The following is an 8,144-nucleotide window of genomic DNA, read 5'->3' on the forward strand; positions in this document are numbered from 1 at the left end:
TTTTATGCAACACAGATTTTAGAAATTTTAGAAATTTCTAAAATCTGTGTCAAAAAAAGATTCTACTTCTATAGTTGATTTAAATTTATTTGTAACTTAATTAACTAGCAACTTAAATTAATTATTCAAATTGCAAATATGGCTTTTAAAATTTTTTTCGTTGGTGTGTTTCTTGGGTTGTTTTTTACGAGTTGTAAAACTGCATCTTCCTCTATTGTTACCTCAAAACAAGAGGCTGAAAAACTAGGGATTTATAAAGCCCCGCGAAAAATCACTTCAAAAGAGATTCCAAAAGTCACAGAAACTAAAACAGAAACCGTAAAAAGCAAAATCAAAGAAACCGAAGATTACGATTACATAGCATCGTCAGGAAGTCACAATTACGTAGCAGAACAAATAGTCAATAAAGGATTGTTGTTTCAAGGCGTTCCTTATAGAAGTGGTGGAACAACCACAAGTGGAATGGATTGCTCGGGTTTTATAATTGCTTCCTTTACAGATTATAACGTTCCTTTACCAAGAACATCAAATGATATGTCCAGAACTGGAGAAGAAATTGATAGGTATAGTGCCAGAAAAGGAGATTTGATATTTTTTAGAACCAACGGAAGTAGAGTAATTAATCACGTAGGACTTGTAATAGAAGCTTCTGGTGACGATATAAAATTTGTACATTCTTCAACTTCAAGAGGGGTTATTGTTTCCACAACCAAAGAAAGCTATTACGGAAAAACATTTGCTCAAGTAAATCGAGTCATTGAATAACTCTTTTTTTTAGTATCTTGTGCCAATGAAGTTATTGAATTTTCCTTTGGTTAGGATCACCTTTTGGTTTGTATTTGGTATAATTATCGCTCATTATGCAAATCCAAACCTACAGCTTGGTTTTGGTTTTTTAGGAATAACTGTATTCTTTTTTTGCTTTGTTTACTTCAAAATAGCTGCACAAAAATTGATTTTTGCAATTTCACTTTACATCTTGAGTTTTGCCATTGGAATCACGACAACACTAATTCATAATGACACGTTAAGGGAAAATCATTATACAAATCAAAGCTCAAATTTCAAATCGAATCACTTCATAAAAGTTATTATTCTTGAAAAACTAAAAAACACGACAAACAACCGCAGGTATTTTGTCAAAGTAATTGATATTGATGATAAAGTAGCTTCTGGGAAGATTTTATTAAATATAAAAAAAGAGAGTCTAAAATATGATTTTTTGATTGGAACCAAAATTTTGATTCACGATCAAATAATCAAAAATTTCAAACCCAATAATCCAGATCAGTTTGATTACGGGAAATATTTAGAAACAAAAGGAATACATGCACAAGTTTTCACAGAAGCTTCTCAAATAAAAATAAGTTCTGAAATTGATAAAAATATCTGGTATTACACGTCTTATTTTAGAAATACAATTATTGAAAACCTTTCTAAAAGTGGTTTCAAAAAAGAAGAATTAGCAGTTGTTTCTGCTTTAATTTTAGGACAACAACAAGAAATTTCAGCCGAAATATTAAGAGATTATCAGTATGCTGGTGCAGTACATATTTTGTCTGTTTCTGGATTACATATAGGTTTTATATTGTTATTCATAACCTTTTTATTAAAACCGTTGCCTAAAAACAAATTGGGAAATAGTATCAGATTATGCATAATAGTTAGTAGTTTATGGCTTTTTGCAATTGTTGCTGGACTAGCGCCATCTGTAGTTCGATCAGCAACTATGTTTAGTTTTCTAGCGGTTGGGATGTTTTTGAATCGAGGAACTAATACGTTTCATACTATGGTGGTGTCCCTTTTTTTAATCCTTTTGGTAGAACCTTTGTTCCTATTTGATATTGGATTTCAATTAAGCTATATTGCTTTGTTTTTTATTCTTTGGTTGCAACCAATGCTTAAAACACTTTGGAAACCTAAAAATACAATTCTAATTTATTTTTGGGATATTCTGACCGTTTCGTTTGCAGCACAAATAGGAGCAATGCCTTTGAGTATTTATTATTTTCATCAATTTCCAGGCTTATTCTTTGTCACTAATCTGGTGCTAATTCCAATACTTTCAGTAATAATGGTGTTAGGTGTTTTAGTTATGTTGCTTGCTTTTTTTAATATTGCACCAGTTTTTATTTCAAAAACATTAGAGTTAAGCATTGCACTTATGAATAGCTTTATAAAAGGAGTTGCTTCTCTCGAATCATTTGTAATTGCTAATATTCCTTTAAGTTTTTCACTATTAGTTGTGTGCTATTTCATTGTTTTTAGTTGGGTAATTTGGTTCAGAAAACCCAATTTCACAAAATTAGTTTTTGCCATAACAACAATCTTTTTATTTCAAATTGTATTTATCTCAAATCAATGGAAAGAAAAAAATAAAAAGGAATGGATTGTTTTTAACATCAAGAAAAAAACCATTATCGCAGATAGAGAAAACAGTAAAGTAACGCTTTACTCAAATGATACTTTGGTAAAAAACAGTTTTGAAGATAAAATGATTCAATCGTATTTGACAGCAAACTTCTGTGAGTTAAATGCAATTAAATCACTTGGGAATGTGCTTTTTTTTGATAGAAATAAAATTTTAATAATTGACAAGGCAACTATGTGTAATATTGCTGTGAAGCCTGATGTGCTAATTTTGAAAAACTCACCTAAATTAAATTTAGAAAGACTCTTAACGGAATTAAAGCCAAAAATAATTATTGCAGATGCTTCAAATTACAAGACTTATGTTGCTGTTTGGAAAGCAACTTGCAGCAATAAAAAAATCCTTTTTCATAGTACTTATGAAAAAGGATTTTATAGAATAGAAACTACTTTTTGAGTGGTTATTTTTTAATTTTAGATTGTTCTTTATGTTGGGCTAACATAGTATCGATACCATCTGTAAAAGCTTTTGAACCTCCTTTAACATAGCCTGATTTAGCAATTTGAGTAATATTATATTTTTTAGTTACTTTATCAACATCTAAATTAAAAACCCAAATAGTTGGAAAACCTTGTACTTGAAAAGCTTGTTGCAAACCAGCATTTTGTTGTTTGATAGCATCCGTTTGTTCTTTTCTTTTAGGATAATCTAGTTCTAATAAAACCACATTTTTGTCAGACCAAACTTTAAATTCTGGGGTATTAAAAACTTCAGCGGATAGTTTATGACACCAGCCACACCAATCGCTACCCGTAAAATTGGCTAAAATTGGTTTTTTTGTTTTTTTAGAAATTTTTTGAGCTTCTTCAAGATTGGTTAGCCAAACTATTTCGCCTTCCGTTTTCGGAATAGAAAATGAAAACAAAATTGTAAGTGTGAGTGAAAATAGAATGTATTTTAATTTAATCATTGCAGTCTTTTTTTATTATTTTAAAAGAGGTAACAATTGTTCGGCAGTTTTATATCCTACAATTGGCTTTTGAAGCTCTCCTTTTTTATCAATAATATACATTGAGGGATAACCTTCAACAGCTATAAATTTTGTAAAATCGTGTGCGCTATTCCTGCCTTTTCTATTAGGATCAAAACCTGGATTAGAATATGTTTTCCCTTTGAAATTCAGTGTAGAATTACCTTCTGCATTGAATTTTACTGCATAATAATTTGCTGTAATATAATTAACTATCGATGCGTCTTGAAAGGTCGTTGTATCTAAATATTTACACGGACCACACCAATCAGTGTACACATCCATAAAAATAGGTTTTGGGTTCTTTTTTTGAAGCGCTAATGCTTCATCTATTGTCATCCACTTGATTTCTTGCGCCTGAATAGACATTGTTCCTAAGGTTAGAAACAACGCTAAAATTATTTTTTTCATAACTATTTATTTTTTACGTTCAAATCAAAAACAATGCCGAATTTACAAAATTATTTTACTTCTTGCATTAATTTTTTTACCAAAGGTGAAATTGCAATTAAAATAACTCCTGCAATAAGTGCATAAATTGCCAAAGTGTAATATCCATCGGTGTACGATTGCAATTTAGATACTAAAGTTGAACCCGAATTAGATTGAGAAATTTCCGCACCTAGTTTACCAGCCGCTAATTGCCCAAATGCAGATGCTAAGAACCATAATCCCATCATCATTCCAAATAATTTTTTAGGAGAAAGTTTTGTAATTATTGACATTCCAATGGGTCCAAGACAGAGTTCTCCAATTGTAGTAATTAAATATCCAAAAGTAAATACATTCAATGAAGTTATTCCCTCTACATTGGAGAAAAATTTAGTGTAATAAAAGATATAAAATGAAGCCGATAGAAATAAAAACCCAATTCCAAACTTTATTAATGTATTGGGTTCAATTTTCTTTTTTGCCATCCAAAGCCACAATAGTCCAATTAATGGACTTAAAATAACTACAAATAATGTATTTGATGAATTATTTACAATATTTGGATCGATTGTAAATCCTAGCAAATTAGAATTCAAATTGTCTTTAGCAAACAACGAAAGTGATCCACCACTTTGCTCATAAATTGCATTAAATAAAAAATAGAAAAATATAAAAGTAAAGGCTGCAATTAATTTTTTTTGAGTTGAAATTTCTTTTAATTTGAAAACTTCAAAAGCAAAATACAACAAGGCAATTATTCCGATGGTGTACATAAAATAATCAGTATAATCCGTATTTATAACCATTGTATAAATGAAAGGAATGGTAAGGATAGAGCCAATATAAACAGCAATTTCACGTATTTTTCGTTTTTCAGGTGCAAGATTCAATAATGGGGAATCACCAATTGGACCTAAATGTTTTTTGGTTAATAAGAAAGTTACCAATCCAAGTATCATTACAATTGCCGCTGCAAGGAAACATAATTGCCAAGAATGGTATTTTCCTAAATAGATGCAAAGTGCACCACCAAATAATCCGCCAATGTTGATTCCTGCATAAAACATTCCATAACCTGCATCTCGACGTGGATCTTTTTCCTGGTATAATTCACCTACCATTGATGAAATATTAGGTTTAAAAAATCCAGTTCCAATTATGGAAAAAGCGATACCGTAATAAAACATTTCTTGTGGTGAAAATGCAATTAATAAATTACCTAGAATCATTACAATTCCTCCAAAAAATAATGATTTTCTAAATCCTAAAATTTTATCAGCAAATATTCCGCCAATAAAAGTAAATGCATATACAAATGCTTGAATTGCACCGTATTGCAAATTAGCGGCATCATCTTTTAATAAAAGCTGATCGACCATAAAGAAAGTTAAAACGCCACGCATTCCATAGAAGCAGAAACGTTCCCACATTTCTACTATAAATAAATACCACAATTGTTTTGGGTACTTGCCTTCGAAATTTTGTATTTGTTCTAGTGTAATAGTATTTTCCATATTTATTTAATTTATCCCATTTTCTTTCATTACTTTATTCAATTGTTTCAATAAAGCAAACATTAATAAAGTGGCGAACATCAACAAACTAAAATTCACCCAAAAGAAATCGGCTTTATTATCATACGTATCCCACATACTGGCGAGAACTCCTGACAGTTTATTTCCAATTGATGTTGATAAAAACCAACCACCCATCATAAGTGAAGTAATATTCGTTGGACTTAATTTAGATACTACAGACAATCCCATTGGACTCAAGAATAATTCTCCAATAGTAATAACACCATAATTGGCAACAAGCCACCAAACAGATACTTTTTCGGCACCATTTCCGCCAATGTGAACTGCAGCAACCATTACCAATACGGATAAAGCAGAAATTAATAATCCGAAAGCAATTTTGGTTGGAGTTGATGGTTCTTTTTTTCGGCTTCGTAAAAAAGTAAAAAACGCTACTACTAATGGCGTTAAAATAATAACCCAACCTGGATTTATAGACTGACTTAAATTGGTTGCCCAAATGGAAATCGTTGCACCTTCTTCTGGTAATTTTTCTTTTTTTACATTTCTAAAATAGATAGGATAATCTTCCACTTTTTGAACTTCTCCATTCACTTTTTGCAAACGGAAACTTTCGTCATAAAGTTCAGTCGATGCTTTTTTGTATTCGACCTCTTTGGCTAACTTTAAACCATTAAAAACGGTTTTAGTTGTACCAGAAATTTCTTTATCAGTATAACGGTCTGCCCAAGTGGTTAATGCTGACCCGTTTAATTTGAAAACTGCCCAAAACAAAATCACTACTGCAAAAATAGAAAGTAAAGCTCCAATTGGTCTTTTTTCTTCGGTTTTGGCTTTAAAATACAAACTTCCGTAGAAGAAAATTACAGGAATACAAGCAAATATAAATGCATCGGTACTATCGGATCCAAAAACATAACTGTCTAAATTAGTATCAGAAGCAACCCCTTTCAACATCCAACCTATAACTCCAAAAATAACAGATGGTAAAAGTATGAACAACACAATTTTATAAAATGGCATATCGCCTTCTTGTGTTCCTTTTTTCTCCGTTTTGTTTCCGTAGTGTTTTGTTCCCATTAAAAAGACAATTACACCCACAAACATTCCAACTCCAGCAGCCATAAACGCATATTGCCAACCCAAAAGTATTTGCAACGCGGCTCCAAAAAAGTTACATATAAACGCTCCGACATTAATTCCCATATAGAAAATATTGTAGCCTTCATCTTTCTTGTCTTTGTATTGGTCTTCCGAATAGAAATTTCCTAAAAGTGTCGAAATATTGGGTTTGAAAAATCCGTTACCTACAATCACAAAAGTCATTGCGATGTATAATGAAGTGATGTTGTGAATTCCCATCATAAAATACCCAATTCCCATTAGGATTCCACCAATTACGATTGATTTTTTGTAACCTAAATATCTATCTGCTACCAATCCACCGATAAAAGGAGTTAGAAAAACTAAGGCTATGAAAGTTCCATATAGATCTGCTGCTTCTTTTTCGGTCATTGCAAAACCAGCTTCCACATCTTTGAGGTACAATGTAAAAATTCCAATCATTAAATAATAACCAAAACGTTCCCACATTTCAGACAAAAATAAAAACGGTAATGCTTTTGGGTGTGATTTCCACATAATTTTTAAATTTTAAATAACAAACCTACAAGAATATTGTAGGTTTGAAAGGTAATAAAATATTCTAAATAATGATTAACGTACTCCGTGCATCATTTTTTTCAATACAGGAGTTAATGCAAATAATATTACAGCAGCTAATCCAGTTAAAACCACAAATACCATAAAAAATTCAAATAAATTATGAATTTCGAATCCTGCAAAAATGGGATTGGTAGGACTGATTTGATTTTGTTCTAAAATAGCTAGTTGTTCAGTAGTTGGTACAATTTTTTTGTCTAAAACATCTTGTAAATCAATTCCTAAATCTTTTGCTTTGTTAAACTTGTCACCCGTTGCTGGCATTATAGATCCTAAAGTTCCTGCCAAAGCATATCCAGCAGCATTTGATAAAAAGAATACTCCGTATAGTAAAGATGAAAATCTTTTAGGAGATAATTTACCAACTAATGACAATCCAATTGGTGATAAACACAATTCAGCACAAGTTTGAATTAAATACAAAAGTATTAACCATTTAATAGCCAACAATCCGCTGTTTCCTAAATCTTTTACATTGTAAGCAATAATAAAATAACTAATAGCAATCAAAGCCAATCCAAAAGCTTGTTTCATAGGAGAAATTGGTTCTCTATTGTTGGCTCTCAATTTGTCCCATAACATACTAAAAGGCACTGCAAACATTACGACAAATAATCCGTTAAAAATTTGAACCATTGATGGCGGCATATTCCAGCCAAAGAAATTTCTATCGGTTTGATTATCTGCTATAAAAGTTAATGATGATCCAGCTTGTTCAAATGCTGCCCAGAAAAATATCACGAAGAAAGCAACTATATAAATTACTAAAATTCGATCTCTTTCAATTTTAGTCAATGAACTATCAGATATGATTAATCCTGCTAAAGACAATCCACTTGCGTAAATTACTGAGTAAATATAATTTTGTCCAAAAACAAGGTTGAATAAAAATCCTAATCCAACAAAAGCAACAACTGCACTTATTAAAGCTGTCTGTGAGAATACCGCTTTTTGAGACTCTCCTTCTTCATAGTCTGATGAATCATTTCCTGATGGCAAACCACCAATAGCTTTTCCTTCTGGAGTTACAACATATTTATTTTTAAGAAAG

The 8,144-nt window shown here is 31.1% G+C and carries 7 protein-coding genes; 2 read left to right on the top strand and 5 right to left on the bottom strand.

Annotated elements, in window-relative coordinates; genetic code table 11:
* Positions 1 to 138: 138 nt before the first annotated feature.
* Positions 139 to 765, top strand: a complete 627-nt coding sequence (locus RMO70_RS00070) for a C40 family peptidase (protein WP_310554376.1) — start codon at positions 139 to 141, stop codon at positions 763 to 765.
* Between the two features lie 25 nt (positions 766 to 790).
* Positions 791 to 2,827 carry a ComEC/Rec2 family competence protein gene (locus RMO70_RS00075; RefSeq protein ID WP_310554377.1) on the top strand — a complete coding sequence of 679 codons (2,037 nt, stop codon included), beginning with the start codon at positions 791 to 793 and terminating at the stop codon, positions 2,825 to 2,827.
* Positions 2,828 to 2,831: 4 nt separating this feature from the next.
* Here the strand turns inward: RMO70_RS00075 and RMO70_RS00080 are convergent, their stop codons facing one another.
* The 5 genes from RMO70_RS00080 to RMO70_RS00100 all read right to left on the bottom strand — a co-directional run.
* A complete protein-coding gene (locus RMO70_RS00080; RefSeq protein WP_310554378.1) occupies positions 2,832 to 3,341 on the bottom strand; it encodes a thioredoxin fold domain-containing protein in 510 nt (169 codons plus the stop codon).
* A gap of 15 nt (positions 3,342 to 3,356) precedes the next feature.
* The gene (locus RMO70_RS00085) at positions 3,357 to 3,812 is read right to left on the bottom strand and encodes a thioredoxin family protein (RefSeq protein WP_310554379.1); all 456 of its coding nucleotides are present in this window, start codon (positions 3,810 to 3,812) and stop codon (positions 3,357 to 3,359) included.
* A 50-nt stretch (positions 3,813 to 3,862) separates the two neighbouring features.
* Positions 3,863 to 5,347, bottom strand: a complete 1,485-nt coding sequence (locus RMO70_RS00090; RefSeq protein WP_310554380.1) for a peptide MFS transporter — start codon at positions 5,345 to 5,347, stop codon at positions 3,863 to 3,865.
* 6 nt (positions 5,348 to 5,353) lie between these two features.
* Positions 5,354 to 7,012, bottom strand: a complete 1,659-nt coding sequence (locus RMO70_RS00095) for a peptide MFS transporter (RefSeq protein ID WP_310554381.1) — start codon at positions 7,010 to 7,012, stop codon at positions 5,354 to 5,356.
* A 75-nt stretch (positions 7,013 to 7,087) separates the two neighbouring features.
* Positions 7,088 to 8,144: peptide MFS transporter (locus tag RMO70_RS00100; protein ID WP_409025062.1), on the bottom strand; the 1,057-nt coding region annotated here is incomplete at its 5' end.

Source organism: Flavobacterium sp., assembly GCF_031422135.1.
Taxonomy (GTDB): domain Bacteria; phylum Bacteroidota; class Bacteroidia; order Flavobacteriales; family Flavobacteriaceae; genus Flavobacterium.